The sequence below is a fragment of the Pseudomonas sp. YeP6b genome, from assembly GCF_025642995.1.
Taxonomy (GTDB): domain Bacteria; phylum Pseudomonadota; class Gammaproteobacteria; order Pseudomonadales; family Pseudomonadaceae; genus Aquipseudomonas.
The window spans coordinates 6,049,472-6,062,495 of the sequence record NZ_CP080090.1 but is presented as its reverse complement, the minus strand read 5'-3'; the positions used below and the strand labels follow the sequence as shown (position 1 = coordinate 6,062,495).

The window sequence follows — 13,024 nt, the reverse complement described above, 5'->3', positions numbered from 1 at the left end:
GTGAAGATGTCAATGCAAGTAATGCGCGGCTGGGCGACTCGGCATGCGTCCTGGATGAGCCTGATTGGGCTGCTGGGCGCGACGCAAGAGGCGCAGGCCGGTGACTATGATGGCTCACCCCAGGTCGCCGAATTTGTCGGTGAAATGACCCGCGACTATGGTTTCGCCGGTGAACAGCTAATGGGCGTGTTCCGCGAAGCCAAGCGCAAGCAGGCGATCCTCGACGCGATCTCGCGTCCCGCCGAGCGCGTTAAACAGTGGAAAGACTACGGCCCGATGTTCCTCACCGACGCCCGTGTGGCCCGGGGTGTGGACTTCTGGCGCCAGCACGAAGCCGTGCTGGCTCGCGCCGAGCAGGAATACGGCGTGCCGGCCCAAGTTATCGTGGCGATCATCGGCATTGAAACCTTTTACGGGCGCAATACCGGCAGTTACCGGGTGATCGACGCCTTGTCGACCCTGGGCTTCGATTACCCGCCGCGCGCCGAGTTCTTCCGCAAGGAGCTGCGCGAATTCCTGTTGCTGGCCCGCGAAGAGCAGGTCGACCCGCTGACCCTCAAAGGCTCCTACGCCGGTGCGATGGGCCTGCCGCAGTTCATGCCGAGCAGCTTTCGCGCTTACGCGGTGGATTTCGACGGCGACGGCCACATCAATATCTGGAGCAACCCCGACGACGCCATCGGCAGCGCGGCCAGCTACTTCAAACGCCATGGCTGGGTAGCCGGTGAACCGGTGGTAATCCGTGCCGACGTGACGGGGGATCGCGCCGATGAAGGCCTGACCCAGGGAATCGAGCCGGTCAAGACCGTCGGGGAGTTGCGAGCGCTGGGCTGGTCGAGTCAGAATGCGCCACGCGATGATATGCCGGTGACGGCGTTCCGCCTGGAAGGCGAAAATGGCCCGGAATACTGGATGGGCCTGAAGAATTTTTACGCAATCACGCGTTATAACCGCAGTGTGATGTACGCCATGGCCGTGCATCAGCTGTCAGACATGCTGGTACAAGCACGGGGCAACAAGTAATGCGGGCATCGCCGTTCAATAAACCGCTCAAGCTGGTGGCGTTTGCCGCATTGTCCTTGTTGGTTGTCAGTTGTTCCTCCACCACCAGCCGTGCGCCTGCGCAAAAGTCGGGTGGCGGTACCGTCCGTGCCCAGCCGGGCCTGGACATCAACCGCGCGCACAAAGACGGCGCGCCGTGGTGGGATGTCGACGTGTCGAAAATCCCGGATGCCACGCCGACCCTGCACACCGGGCCGTACAAGGCCAACCCGTACACCGTGCTGGGCAAGAATTACTTCCCGCTGCAGGAATCCAAGACCTACGTGCAGTCGGGCACCGCGTCCTGGTACGGCACCAAATTCCATGGCCAGAACACCGCCAACGGCGAAGTGTATGACCTGTACGGCATGAGCGCGGCCCACAAGACCCTGCCACTGCCCAGCTATGTACGGGTGACCAACCTGGACAACAACCGCACGGTGATCCTGCGGGTCAACGACCGTGGGCCGTTCTATTCGGACCGGATCATCGACCTGTCCTACGCCGCCGCAAAGAAACTCGGTTATGCCGAAACGGGCACCGCGCGCGTGAAAGTTGAAGGCATCGACCCGGCGCAGTACTGGGCCCAGCGTGGCAAACCGGCGCCGTTGATGCTCAACGAACCGCAAACTCCGCAGCCACAAGTGACCGCCTCAACCGGCAAGATCGAGCAGTGGACACCACCGCCGGCGCAGCACGCCCCGGACACGGTGGTCGTGCCTCACGCAGCACCGGGCGCCTCTACCGTGGGCGGTCAGTACCTGCAAGTGGGTGCATTCGCCAACCCGGATGCGGCAGAACTGTTAAGGTCCAAGCTGAGCAGCATGGTCAATGCGCCGGTGTTCATCAGCTCCATCGTGCGTAACCAGCAGACCCTGCACCGTGTGCGCATGGGGCCGATCGGAACGCCTGGTGAAGTGGCGCAAGTACAGAACAGCGTGCGCCTGGCCAACCTAGGGCAGCCCAGCGTGGTTACCGCCGAATAAGAAAGATTGATGGCTCAGGTTCGTACGCGGTCCTGGGCCCTGGTTGTTGGCTCGTTGAAGAATAAAAACCCAGGGGCAAGGGGTGAGCGGGCAACCGAACACGTGACAGTCTGGCAGCGGGCTGTCTGAATAGTTTTGCCCGCGAGGGCAAGTTTCCATAAGCAATTTCGAGAGACGGATGAACATCACCACTTTAGCCAAACGCACGTGCCTGCTTCTTTCGCTGATCATCACCCCGGCCGCCTGGGCGGTTGAAATGGTGCCGGCTTCCCCGCAACTGGCCGCCAAGGCCTGGGTCCTCATGGATGCCGCCAGCGGCAACGTGCTGGTCGAGAACAATGGTGACCAGCGCCTGCCCCCAGCCAGCTTGACCAAGCTGATGACGGCCTATATCGCGACCCTGGAAATCCGTCGCGGCCAGATCGGCGAAAACGACCCGGTCACCGTCAGCGAAAACGCCTGGCGCACCGGCGGTTCGCGGATGTTCATCAAGGTGGGTTCGCAGGTCACTGTCAGCGACCTGCTGCACGGCATCATCATCCAGTCCGGTAACGACGCCAGCGTGGCCCTGTCCGAGCACATCGCCGGCAGCGAAGATGCGTTCGCCGATTTGATGAACAAGACCGCCACCGACCTGGGTTTGACCAACAGCCACTTCATGAACCCGACCGGCCTGCCGAACCCGGAGCACTACTCGTCGGCTCACGACATGGCCGTGCTGGCTCGCGCGATCATCCGCGTCGACCCGGTGCACTACGCGATCTACTCCCAGAAGGAATTCTTCTGGAACAACATCAAGCAGCCTAACCGCAACCTGCTGCTGTGGCGCGACAAGACCGTTGATGGTCTGAAAACCGGCCACACCGACGAAGCAGGCTACTGCATGGTGTCGTCCGCTGTACGTGACGGCCAGCGTTTGATTGCCGTGGTCTTCGGCACTAACAGCGAGCAGGCCCGTGCGGCCGAGACGCAAAAACTGCTGACCTACGGTTTCCGCTTCTTCGAAACCCAGACCTTCTACCAGAAGGGTGCAGAGCTTGCGACCGCGCCGGTATGGAAAGGCGCTACCCACCAAGTCAAGGCCGGCCTGGCTGACGACCTGACCCTGACCATGCCTAAAGGCCAGCTGAAAAAGCTCGCTGCCAGCATGACCATGAACCCACAATTGGTTGCGCCAATTGCCAAGGGTGACGTTATCGGTAAAGTCGAAGTGAAACTGGACGACAAAGTGGTGCACAGCGCCGACCTGATCGCTCTGGAATCCGTCGACGAAGGTGGTATCTTCCGCCGCGTGTGGGATAGCATCCGTCTATTCTTCTACGGCTTGTTCAACTGATTGTGTGCACCTGCAAAGCCCTGCGTTGATCCGACGCGGGGCTTTGCCCGTCGCCACGGCTTACCGCTTACGAGGCCGTTCTGCCATGACCGATAAAGAAGTAGAAGTAAAGGCGCCAAAGATCGAATTCCCGGTGACCGATTATCCTATCAAGGTGATCAGCGACACGGGTGTGGGCCGCAAAGACAGGATTATCGAGATCGTGCGTGTACACGCGACGATCAACGACAACCGAGTGGACGAGCGTTTGAGCTCCAACGGTAAATACACCACGATCCAGTTGCACATCGTTGCGACCGGTCAAGACCAGCTCTACGACATCAACAGCGAACTGCGGGCCACCGGCTTCGTGCACATGGTGTTGTGATGTCACAGGTTCTGGGCTTTCGCGAGCTCGGCCAGGTGGCCTACGAGCCGGTCTGGCACGCCATGCAGCGCTTCACCAATGAACGCGGCAGCTCGGCCCCGGATGAAATCTGGCTGGTGGAACACCCGCCGGTGTTTACCCAGGGCCAGGCCGGCAAGGCCGAGCATCTGCTGCTGCCGGGGGATATTCCGGTGGTGCAGGTCGACCGAGGGGGTCAAGTGACTTACCATGGGCCGGGTCAGCTTGTAGCGTATCTATTGCTGGACGTACGCAAGCTTGGGTTTGGCGTACGTGACCTGGTAAGCCGCATGGAAGCTTGCCTGATCGAGCTGTTGGCCAGTTACGGCGTAAGCGCCGCGGCCAAGCCCGATGCACCCGGTGTGTACGTGGACGGCGCGAAAATCGCGTCCCTTGGTTTGCGGATTCGCCACGGTTGTTCCTTTCATGGCCTTGCCTTGAACGTGGACATGGACCTGGCGCCGTTCGGGCGCATCAACCCTTGCGGTTACGCAGGGTTGGCGATGACCCAACTGAGCGACCACGCCACACCGATTAAATTTGCCGAGGTAAGTGCCCGGCTGCGTGCGCAGCTCGTCAAACACCTCGACTATGCTGAGCAGACGACCCTTACGGGCGGAATCGACTGATTATGACTACTGATGCAGTGCAAACCATGATCCCGACGCTGGACATCACCGAGCGTCCGGCCCCGGCCCCGCGTGCCAAGGTGGAAGCCGGCGTCAAGCTGCGCGGCGCCGAGAAGGTTGCACGCATCCCGGTCAAGATCATCCCGACCACCGAACTGCCGAAAAAACCTGACTGGATCCGCGTGCGTATCCCGGTTTCGCCGGAAGTCGACCGTATCAAGGCCCTGCTGCGCAAACACAAGCTGCACAGCGTGTGCGAGGAAGCGTCCTGCCCGAACCTGGGTGAATGCTTCTCCGGCGGCACAGCCACCTTCATGATCATGGGTGACATCTGCACCCGTCGTTGCCCGTTCTGCGACGTCGGCCACGGTCGGCCGAAGCCATTGGACGTCAACGAGCCGCAAAGCCTGGCCATCGCCATCGCTGACCTGAAACTCAAATACGTAGTGATCACCTCGGTAGACCGCGACGACCTGCGTGACGGCGGTGCCCAGCACTTTGCCGACTGCATCCGCGAGATCCGTAAGCTGTCGCCAAACGTGATGCTCGAAACCCTGGTGCCCGATTACCGTGGCCGCATGGACGTCGCGCTGGAAATCACCGCCGCCGAGCCACCGGATGTGTTCAACCACAACTTGGAAACCGTGCCACGCCTGTACAAGGCCGCGCGCCCAGGTTCGGACTACCAGTGGTCGCTGACCCTGCTGCAACGATTCAAGCAGATGATGCCGCACATCCCGACCAAATCCGGCCTGATGCTGGGCTTGGGCGAAACCGACGAAGAAGTCATCGAAGTCATGAAGCGCATGCGCGAACACGACATCGACATGCTGACCCTGGGCCAATACCTGCAACCGTCGCGCAGCCACTTGCCGGTGCAGCGTTTCGTGCACCCGGACATCTTCGCCTGGTTCGCCGAGGAAGGTTACAAGATGGGCTTCAAAAACGTGGCTTCCGGCCCGTTGGTGCGCTCCTCGTACCATGCTGACGAGCAAGCCAAGCTGGTCAAGGCAAGCCTGGTTTCGTAATAACGGGTTGCGCAACACCGCTATCCAATGTGGGAGCGGGCTTGTGTGGGAGCTGGCTTGCCTGCGATTGCATCACCTCGGTTTGGCTGATAAACCGAGGCGTGTGCATCGCAGGTAAGCCAGCGCCCACTGGCCCAGCTCCCACATTTCGTTGCGCGTTAATTAGGGAGAATCGTGGATGACCGTCGCCGTACCTGCTCTACGCCCCGAAGGCATAATCGGCCTGATCGCCCCCGCCGGCCCCGCTGCTCTCGACGTTGAAAAAGCCGGGCAATGGATGCGCGCCCGTGGCCATGAGCTGCGGATTTTTCCAGGTGTATACGAACGTGACGGTTACCTCGCCGGCAGCGATGACGTGCGCCTGCGCGACTTGCACGCCGCCTTCGCCGACCCCGAAATCGATGCGATCTTCTGCCTGCGCGGCGGCTACGGCACGCCGCGTCTACTGGATCGGCTCGATTTCGACTTGATTCGGGCAAACCCCAAACCATTCGTGGGTTATAGCGACATCACCGCATTGCACCTAGCCATCAACCGTTACGCAGGCTTTGTGACCTTTCACGGGCCGATGCTCAATGCCGATTTGCTTGGCGATAAGCAGCAGCCGACTGAGTCATCGTTATTCAGCCTGCTGCGCGGTCAACTGGGCGCCGGCAGCGTGCTCGCGCACCCGGTGGCCTACCCGTTGACCACCATTGAACCTGGCATCGCCTGTGGTCGCTTGCTGGGCGGCAACTTGTCGATGATCGCGGCAGTGATGGGCACGGCTTATGAGATCGACGCTGACGGCATCATTCTGCTGATCGAAGACGTCAACGAGCCCATCTACCGCATCGACCGCCTGCTGACGCATCTGCGCCTGGCGGGCAAGCTTGCGCAGGTCGCCGGCGTGCTGGTGGGGGATGTGTCGGGTGTGGATAAGGCTGCGTTGGAACGGCTGCTCAAGCAGACCTTCGAACCGCTGTGCATTCCGGTGTTGTCCGGCTGGCGCAGTGGGCACTGTGACCCGAACCTGACACTGCCGATGGGCGCGTTGGTGCGGTTGGATGCGGGGGAGCAGCGGTTGGTGTTGGAGCAGGATGTAGTGTTGAAATAGTTGGTTGATCCTTCCCACGCTGAGCGTGGTTGATCGTTCCCACGCTCTGCGTGGGAATGCATCCTGTGACGCTCCGCGTCGCGACCTCAAGAGCAGACGCAGAGCGTCCAGGGCGACATTCCCACGCTGAGCGTGGGAACGATCGTACTCTCAGCGGCCCTGCAACGATTCCAACAGCTTCACCGTCGGATACCCATCCGCCGGCCAGCCCAACGACTGCTGCGCCGCGCGAATCGCTTTGCGCGTATTGGCGCCGATAATCCCGTCCGGGTTGCCAGCGTCATAACCCTTGGCGCTGAGCACTGTCTGCAAATCAATGCGCTGGGAACGACTCAGCGGCAGTTCATCTTTAGGCCAACTGCCACGAATCACACCACCGCCACCAAACTGCTCCGACAGCAGGTTAACGGCCAGGGCGTAGGACGAGGAGTTGTTGTACCTGAGGACCGCACGAAAGTTGTCCAGCACCAGAAACGCCGGGCCACGGTAGCCGGCCGGCAGCAGCAGGGCGGCGGACAGTTGGTCGACATTGGCCGGCAAGCTTGCGCCAGGTGGTAGTTGGATACCGAGTTTCAGCCAGTCGGCGACGGTCTTGCGCACGCCACCGTCTGCCAGGGCGTAATCGAAGTTCGCCGGCAGCTGCTTCACCTCGAAGCCCCACGGCTGACCCTTCTGCCATCCCGAGCTCTGCAGGTAGTGAGCGGTGGAAGCGAGGGCGTCGGCTGGGCTGTTCCAGATATCGCGGCGACCGTCGCCGTCGAAGTCAACGGCGTGGGTGTTGTAGACGGTCGGGATGAACTGAGTCTGGCCCATCGCGCCGGCCCAGGAACCTTTCATCTGGTCGGCTTGAATATCGCCATGCTGGATGATCTGTAACGCCGCCAGCAATTGCGCCTGTGCAAATGCCCGACGGCGACCTTCATAAGCCAGGGTCGCCAGAGAGCCGATCACCGAATTACTGCCCTGGAACTGGCCAAAGTTGCTTTCCATGCCCCACACCGCGACCAGCGCCCGGCGATCAACACCATAGCGGTCCTCGATGCGCTGCAGGATATCGGCGTACTTGACCAGCGCAGCCCGGCCATTACGCACGCGCACCGGCGACAGGGCACTGTCGAGGTATTCCCAAACCGGGCGGGAAAATTCCGGCTGGCTGCGGTCGGCGCGAATCACCGATTCATTGGGGGTGACACCAGCAAAGGCGTTGTCGAAGACGGCGGGTGTGATCCCGGCTTTCAAGGCTTCGACGCGAAAGCCAGCCATCCATTCGGCAAACGTCTGGGGCGGCTGGGTATCAAGATTGTCTGCTGCCAATGGGGCAACCACGGCGGGCGCGACGGCCGGTGCGGCCTGGAGTTTCGGCAGGGGTTGGGCGTCTGCGGCGGTGGGTTTTTCCGCGCAGGCGACAAGCAGAATAAGGCTGGAGGCAGCGATCAATTGGCGAAGGTGCCAACGACGGGAAAGATTAGAGGGCATGCACAGGTCCAGGGATTACAAATCAGGTGCAGACCTTATCATGCCGGAGGGGCGCTTGCCTTCAGGCTGCCAGAAAGTAAGAAGCCTCCCAGCTATTAGACTGGAAGGCTTCGCGGCGGTAGCTGCCTTTGCCCTTACCGGCGCGTTCCTGACGGCTGCGGAACAGTGGCTGGGCGATGATGGATTTGGCCTTGTTGGGGCCATGCTTGGATGGCTTTTTGCTCATGGTCAGTGCGCTCTGGAGATGGGATGAAGCGGTGCAAATAATCTGCCGAAGTGGCGCGGCTGTAAAGCCCTGCGCTGTGTAGGCGGTTTTACACTATCAAGTGGGCACGGTTAATGTGGGAGCAGGCAAGCCTGCGATATCGGTGTATCAGTGCCAGAAATGCAAGCTGACTCACCGCCATCGCAGGCAAGCCAGCTCCCACAGGAAAACATCGGGTGTTTGGAGGGGGTTATTCAGCCGGCAATGACAGGCGTTGGCCAGACATCAAAAGTGACAAACGACTCAGGCTCATCCACGGCGAGCCCGCCGCCTGGCCTTTGATTTGCGCGTCGATGCGCTGCGCTTCCAGCAACAGTTGCGCCCAGCGTTGCGCTGAGTGGCGCTGCAGGGCTTTGCTCATCAGCGGTTTGCGTTTGTCCCACACCGGTGGCCGGGCCTGGCTGAAGCATTTGTCCAGCGCAGTGCCCTGGCTGTATTGCAGGGAAATATTGGCCAGCACCCGCAGTTCCCGGGCCAGGGCCCACAGAATCACTGGTGGCTCCACGCCTTCGCCGCGCAGCCCTTCGAGCATGCGCAGGGCGTGGGCGGGTTCGCCGTTAAGAATCGCATCCACCAGCCCGAACACGTCAAAGCGCGCGCTGTCGGCCACCGCGCCTTGCACGGTTTCGACGGTGATTTGCCCGTCTTCGGCCATCAGCTTGAGCTTTTCGATCTCCTGGGCGGCGGCAAGCAAGTTGCCTTCGACCCGGGCGGCGATCAACTCCACAGCGTCTTGCGTCGCCGACAGCCCCGATTGGGACAGGCGCTGACGAATCCACTGCGGCAACTGGTTGCTGTCCACTGGCCAGATCTGGATGAAGTGGGTCTGTGGGCCTTCTACCAGCGCCTTGCCCCACTTGGTTTTCTGCGCGCTGCCGTCAAGCTTGGGCAGGCTGATCAGCAACACCGTGTCTTCGGCGGGCCGCGAGCAGTATTCCATCAAGGCCGCCGCGCCCTTGTCCCCAGGCTTGCCCGAAGGCAGGCGCAGTTCCAAGAGGCGTTTTTCGGCGAACAGCGACATGCTCGCGCCGGCTTGCAGCAGCGTGCCCCAGTCGAAACTGGCGTCGGCGCTGAATACCTGGCGTTCGTCGAAGCCTTGCTGGCGTGCGGCGGTGCGAATGGCGTCTGCGGCTTCCTGGCACAGCAGCGGGTCATCACCGCTGACGATATAGACAGGCGCGAGGCCACCTTGCAGGTGTTTGGCGAGTTGGGCAGGGGCGAGTTTCATAGGCGGGCGGAACGGGGCGCCAGGGGCGCCCCGTCAGACTTACTCGACAGGGACTTCAACAGGCGATTGTTTCGGCGTGTTGTCTTCGTACTCTTTCGCAGCTTTCAGGGCGTCGGCGTCAGCCCTGGCCTTGTTGTCGGCGGTGAGTTGCAAGGCGGCCAGTTTTTCCGGGGTCAGCTGTTGCAGGCGCACCATCATGCGCTGGATCAGCTCACGACGCATTTCCTTGCGAACCTGGATAATTTCCGAGTCCGAACCTACCAGGTTGTTGCCATCGTGGCTGACGACCTTTTGCACTTCGATCTTGTCGCCCATCAGCGGCAGATGGTCGCGGCCCTGTACTTCGAAGTTGAGCGCGGTGCTCAGCTCGATGTCCGACGCACGACCGGCGCTCGCGTAGCTGAGGTTACGCTGTGTTTCTCGCTCGTCTACCAGGTTCAGTTTATAGGTCGCGCCGGTGTAGACACGCACGCCGCTGTTTTCCAGGGTCTGGCGCAGCTGAGTCACGGTGTCGCCATAGGCGTTGCGGGCGCTGAGGTCCAGTTCCTTGAGCGACAGTTCATTGGTGCCGGTGCCGCGCAGCTGGAAGCCGCAAGCGCTCAGCAGCACAGCGAGGCCCATCACCAGCAAATTGCGTTTGATCATTTTGTTGCTCCCCTTGAAACCATGTGGGCCTTATCGAGGCCTTAAAGGTTTAGTTCGGCGCAGGGCTCAAGCCCTGCGCCCGATCCGATTAGCTAGCGACGATGTTGACCAGTTTGCCGGGCACTACGATCACTTTGCGGATCGTCAGGCCTTCGGTAAAGCGCAGCACGTTCTCGTTGACGCGGGCGGCCGCTTCAACGTCTTCGCGGCTGGCGCTGGCTGGCATATCAATCTGGCCACGCAGTTTACCGTTGACCTGGATGACCAGTTGCAGCGTGTCCTGTACCAGGGCGCTGTCATCCTGAACCGGCCAGCGCGCATCGATCACCGCGCCGCTGTGGCCCAAACGGCTCCACAGTTCGTGGCTGATGTGCGGCGTGATCGGGGCCAGCAGCAGAACTACCGCTTCCAGGCCTTCCTGTAACAGCGCGCGGTCTTGTTCCGTAGTGTGCGGTGCTTTTTCCAGCACGTTCATCAGCGTCATCACTTGGGCGATGGCGGTGTTGAACTTGTGGTTTTGACCCACGTCCTGGCTGGCTTGGCGGATAGCCAAGTGAGTGCTGCGGCGAATGGCTTTTTGTTCATCGCTCAAGGACGCCACGTCCAGTTTGCCCGGCAAGCCCTGGCTGACATGGGCGTGCGCCAGGCGCCAGACGCGCTTGAGGAAACGGTGCGAGCCTTCGACGCCGGAGTCGGACCATTCGGCGCTCATGTCGGGCGGCGAAGCGAACATCATGAACAGGCGGCAGGTGTCGGCGCCGAACTGATCGATCATCGACTGCGGGTCGACGCCGTTGTTCTTCGACTTGGCCATCTTCTCAGTGCCGCCGATTTCCACCGGCAGGCCGTCGGATTTCAACGTGGCGCTGATCACCTTGGCTTTGCTGTCACGCTCAAGCTCGACGTCTGCCGGGTTGAACCAGGTGTAGGCGCCATTGGCTTCGCGGCGATAGTAAGTGTCGGCGATCACCATGCCCTGAGTCAGCAGGTTCTTGAACGGCTCATCAGAGCTGACCAACCCTTCGTCACGCATCAGCTTGTGGAAGAAGCGCGCGTAGAGCAGGTGCAGAATGGCGTGTTCGATACCGCCGATGTACTGATCCACCGGCAACCAATGGTCGGCCGCGGATTTTTCTACCAGGCCACCTTCATAGTGCGGCGAGGCGTAGCGGGCGTAGTACCACGAGGACTCGACGAAGGTGTCCATGGTGTCGGTTTCACGCTTGGCCGGTGCACCGCATTTCGGGCAGGCGCACTCGTAGAACTCGGGCATGCGCGCCAATGGTGAACCGGCGCCATCCGGCACCACGTCTTCGGGCAGCACCACCGGCAGTTGGTCTTCCGGCACTGGCACGTCACCGCAGGTTTGGCAGTGGATGATCGGAATCGGGCAGCCCCAGTAGCGCTGGCGGCTAATACCCCAGTCGCGCAGGCGGAACTGGGTGCGCGAGGCACCGAGGTTTTTCTTGATCAGTGCCACTTCGATGGCGTCGAAAGCACCCTGGAAATCCAGGCCGTCGAACTCGCCGGAGTTGATCAGTTCGCCGTGCTCACCGTAGGCGTCTTGCCACGGGGCCGGGTTGGTATCACCCACGCTTGTACGCACGACGGACTTAATCGGCAGGCTGTACTGGGTGGCGAATTCGAAGTCGCGCTCGTCGTGGGCCGGCACAGCCATTACTGCGCCATCGCCGTAGTGCATCAGCACGTAGTTGGCGACCCATACCGGCAGCTTCTCACCGGTCAGCGGGTGCTCGACGAACAGCCCGGTTGGCAGGCCTTTTTTCGCTTGGGTGGCGACGTCGGCTTCGGCCACGCTGCCGCCTTTGCATTCGGCGATGAAGGCCTGCAGCTCAGGGTTGTTCTGTGCGGCTTGGGTGGCCAGCGGGTGTTCAGCGGCCACGGCGACGTAGGTCGCGCCCATCAATGTGTCCGGGCGGGTGGTGAAGACTTTGAGTGCGCCCGCCGCGCCGATGGAATCGACGTTGTACGGGAATTGCACTTCCATGCCCTTGGATTTGCCGATCCAGTTGCGCTGCATGGTCTTGACCTGTTCAGGCCAGCCCGGCAGGTCGTCGAGGCTCGACAAGAGTTCATCGGCGTAGGCCGTGATCTTGAAGTAGTACATTGGGATTTCGCGCTTTTCGATCAGCGCGCCGGAGCGCCAGCCGCGACCGTCGATGACCTGTTCGTTGGCCAGTACGGTCTGGTCGATCGGGTCCCAGTTCACGGTGCCGCTTTTTTTGTAGATCACCCCTTTTTCGAACAGGCGCGTGAACAGCCATTGTTCCCAGCGGTAGTAATCCGGCTTGCAGGTGGTCACCTCGCGGGACCAGTCCACCGCTAAGCCCAGGCTGCGCAGCTGGGTCTTCATGTAGGCGATGTTTTCGTAGGTCCACTTGGCGGGCGCCACGTTGTTTTTCATCGCGGCGTTTTCCGCCGGCATGCCGAAGGCGTCCCAGCCCATAGGCTGCAGGACGTTCTTGCCGAGCATGCGCTGGTAGCGCGAAATCACGTCACCGATGGTGTAGTTGCGCACGTGCCCCATGTGTAGCTTGCCGCTGGGGTAAGGGAACATCGATAGGCAGTAGAAAGTCTCCTTGCCTGGCTGTTCACTGACTTCAAAGGACTTTTGCTCGTCCCAGAAGGTTTGGGCGGCATTTTCTATTTCACGGGGCTGATATTGTTCGTGCATGGCTACTTTTGAACTGAATAGGGGTGGCCTAATCCTCTTCGGTGCAACGTTCAGGTTGATCGACACCAAAAAGCGGCGCGTCCGTGCCCAAACCCTGCGGGAAGTGGAGTTACAGGAAGCGCCGTAGCATACATGACCCCACTCTATCGAGGGAAACCCTGATTGCGCGGGCGAGGCCGTCTGTCGCGGCGCCAGGCAGGCGCAGCCATGGGGA

Annotated in this window: 12 protein-coding genes; 7 read left to right on the top strand and 5 right to left on the bottom strand. The window is 61.1% G+C overall.

Annotated elements, in window-relative coordinates; translation table 11 throughout:
• Positions 1-12: 12 nt before the first annotated feature.
• The 7 genes from mltB (at position 13) to KZH41_RS27330 (ending at position 6,501) form a co-directional block, all read left to right on the top strand.
• Positions 13-1,023, top strand: coding sequence for a lytic murein transglycosylase B (gene mltB, locus KZH41_RS27360; RefSeq protein WP_242156133.1), 1,011 nt, complete (start codon positions 13-15; stop codon positions 1,021-1,023).
• Positions 1,023-2,027, top strand: a complete 1,005-nt coding sequence (locus tag KZH41_RS27355; protein ID WP_094951250.1) for a septal ring lytic transglycosylase RlpA family protein — start codon at positions 1,023-1,025, stop codon at positions 2,025-2,027. Before mltB ends, KZH41_RS27355 begins: the two co-directional genes overlap by 1 nt.
• Positions 2,028-2,205: 178 nt before the next feature.
• The gene (locus KZH41_RS27350) at positions 2,206-3,363 is read left to right on the top strand and encodes a D-alanyl-D-alanine carboxypeptidase family protein (RefSeq protein WP_094951251.1); all 1,158 of its coding nucleotides are present in this window, start codon (positions 2,206-2,208) and stop codon (positions 3,361-3,363) included.
• Between the two features lie 85 nt (positions 3,364-3,448).
• Positions 3,449-3,730 (top strand): DUF493 domain-containing protein, encoded by a 282-nt coding sequence (locus KZH41_RS27345; protein ID WP_094951252.1) that lies wholly within the window; start codon positions 3,449-3,451, stop codon positions 3,728-3,730.
• Complete coding sequence (gene lipB / locus KZH41_RS27340; protein ID WP_094951253.1) at positions 3,730-4,377, top strand: lipoyl(octanoyl) transferase LipB; 648 nt, start codon at positions 3,730-3,732, stop codon at positions 4,375-4,377. The genes KZH41_RS27345 and lipB overlap by 1 nt, the downstream gene beginning before the upstream one ends.
• 26 nt (positions 4,378-4,403) lie before the next feature.
• A complete protein-coding gene (gene lipA, locus KZH41_RS27335) occupies positions 4,404-5,405 on the top strand; it encodes a lipoyl synthase (protein ID WP_176462942.1) in 1,002 nt (333 codons plus the stop codon).
• Between the two features lie 178 nt (positions 5,406-5,583).
• Entirely contained in the window at positions 5,584-6,501 is a 918-nt protein-coding gene (locus tag KZH41_RS27330; RefSeq protein WP_263274042.1) for a S66 peptidase family protein, read from the top strand.
• 150 nt (positions 6,502-6,651) lie between these two features.
• On the opposite strand, the gene KZH41_RS27325 is transcribed toward KZH41_RS27330, so the two are convergent.
• From KZH41_RS27325 to leuS, 5 genes are all read right to left on the bottom strand, one after another.
• A complete protein-coding gene (locus KZH41_RS27325; protein ID WP_094951256.1) occupies positions 6,652-7,977 on the bottom strand; it encodes a lytic murein transglycosylase in 1,326 nt (441 codons plus the stop codon).
• Between the two features lie 61 nt (positions 7,978-8,038).
• On the bottom strand, positions 8,039-8,203 hold the full coding sequence (gene arfA, locus KZH41_RS27320) for an alternative ribosome rescue factor ArfA (RefSeq protein ID WP_003176285.1): 165 nt from the start codon (positions 8,201-8,203) through the stop codon (positions 8,039-8,041).
• A gap of 229 nt (positions 8,204-8,432) precedes the next feature.
• Complete coding sequence (holA, locus tag KZH41_RS27315; protein ID WP_094951257.1) at positions 8,433-9,470, bottom strand: DNA polymerase III subunit delta; 1,038 nt, start codon at positions 9,468-9,470, stop codon at positions 8,433-8,435.
• Between the two features lie 39 nt (positions 9,471-9,509).
• Positions 9,510-10,115, bottom strand: coding sequence for an LPS assembly lipoprotein LptE (lptE, locus tag KZH41_RS27310; RefSeq protein WP_094951258.1), 606 nt, complete (start codon positions 10,113-10,115; stop codon positions 9,510-9,512).
• An 88-nt stretch (positions 10,116-10,203) separates the two neighbouring features.
• Positions 10,204-12,810 (bottom strand): leucine--tRNA ligase, encoded by a 2,607-nt coding sequence (gene leuS, locus KZH41_RS27305; RefSeq protein ID WP_242152863.1) that lies wholly within the window; start codon positions 12,808-12,810, stop codon positions 10,204-10,206.
• Positions 12,811-13,024: the final 214 nt, after the last annotated feature.

What these genes read in the sequence shown, in the direction of transcription:
- lptE (WP_094951258.1), bottom strand. Translation starts at nt 10,115, where the DNA reads ATGATCAAACGCAATTTGCTGGTGATGGGCCTCGCTGTGCTGCTGAGC.
- KZH41_RS27350 (WP_094951251.1), top strand. Translation starts at nt 2,206, where the DNA reads ATGAACATCACCACTTTAGCCAAACGCACGTGCCTGCTTCTTTCGCTG.
- KZH41_RS27330 (WP_263274042.1), top strand. Translation starts at nt 5,584, where the DNA reads ATGACCGTCGCCGTACCTGCTCTACGCCCCGAAGGCATAATCGGCCTG.
- KZH41_RS27355 (WP_094951250.1), top strand. Translation starts at nt 1,023, where the DNA reads ATGCGGGCATCGCCGTTCAATAAACCGCTCAAGCTGGTGGCGTTTGCC.
- arfA (WP_003176285.1), bottom strand. Translation starts at nt 8,203, where the DNA reads ATGAGCAAAAAGCCATCCAAGCATGGCCCCAACAAGGCCAAATCCATC.
- holA (WP_094951257.1), bottom strand. Translation starts at nt 9,470, where the DNA reads ATGAAACTCGCCCCTGCCCAACTCGCCAAACACCTGCAAGGTGGCCTC.
- lipA (WP_176462942.1), top strand. Translation starts at nt 4,404, where the DNA reads ATGATCCCGACGCTGGACATCACCGAGCGTCCGGCCCCGGCCCCGCGT.
- mltB (WP_242156133.1), top strand. Translation starts at nt 13, where the DNA reads ATGCAAGTAATGCGCGGCTGGGCGACTCGGCATGCGTCCTGGATGAGC.
- leuS (WP_242152863.1), bottom strand. Translation starts at nt 12,810, where the DNA reads ATGCACGAACAATATCAGCCCCGTGAAATAGAAAATGCCGCCCAAACC.
- lipB (WP_094951253.1), top strand. Translation starts at nt 3,730, where the DNA reads ATGTCACAGGTTCTGGGCTTTCGCGAGCTCGGCCAGGTGGCCTACGAG.
- KZH41_RS27345 (WP_094951252.1), top strand. Translation starts at nt 3,449, where the DNA reads ATGACCGATAAAGAAGTAGAAGTAAAGGCGCCAAAGATCGAATTCCCG.
- KZH41_RS27325 (WP_094951256.1), bottom strand. Translation starts at nt 7,977, where the DNA reads ATGCCCTCTAATCTTTCCCGTCGTTGGCACCTTCGCCAATTGATCGCT.